This window comes from Lysobacter sp. TAB13 (genome assembly GCF_052113885.1).
GTDB lineage: Bacteria > Pseudomonadota > Gammaproteobacteria > Xanthomonadales > Xanthomonadaceae > Lysobacter > Lysobacter gummosus.
On the sequence record NZ_JBFRDR010000069.1, the window covers coordinates 1 to 744 of the forward strand.

The 744-nt window shown below is 68.5% G+C and carries 1 protein-coding gene; it reads right to left on the bottom strand.

The annotated features are described in order from the left end of the window. A partial coding sequence (locus AB4Y92_RS25140) for an NAD(P)-dependent oxidoreductase (protein WP_441822094.1) occupies window positions 1-744 on the bottom strand: 744 nt, incomplete at both ends.

The following is a 744-nucleotide window of genomic DNA, read 5'->3' on the forward strand; positions in this document are numbered from 1 at the left end:
GCATAGAACTGGTCGACCAGCGCGGTGACCGGGAGCTGGGCCCCGTTGCGGCGCGCCTCCTCGAGCACGATGTCGAGGTCCTTGCGCATCCAGTCGACGGCGAAGCCGAAGTCGAATTTCCCGGCATTCATCGTCTTGCCGCGGTTCTCCATCTGCCACGAGCCGGCGGCACCCTTGGAGATCACCTCCAGCATGGACTCGACATCGAGGCCGGCGCGCTTGGCGAAATGGATGCCTTCGGACAGCCCCTGCACCAGTCCGGCGATGCAGATCTGGTTGACCATCTTGGTGAGCTGGCCAGAGCCGGCCGGGCCCATCAGCTTGCACATCCGCGCGAAGGCGCCGATCACCGGCTCGACCCGGGCATAGGTCTGCGGAGCGCCGCCGCACATCACGGTCAGCACGCCGTTCTCGGCGCCRGCCTGWCCGCCGGAGACSGGCGCRTCGAYGAAGCCGAAGCCGCCGGCCTTCGCGGCTGCGTCGAGCTCGCGGGCAACGCCAGCGGAGGCCGTGGTGTGGTCGACGAAGACAGCGTCCTTCGCCATGCCCGCGAAGGCTCCTGCTTCGCCGGTGGTCACCGAGCGCAGATCGTCGTCATTGCCGACGCAGGCGAAGACGATCTCCTGGCCCCTGGCCGCCTCGGCCGGTGTCGGGGCAGATGTGCCGCCATGCTGCGCCACCCAGGCCTGGGCCTTGGCCGCGTTGCGGTTATAGACGGTGACGTCGTGGCCCTTGGCCTTGAGA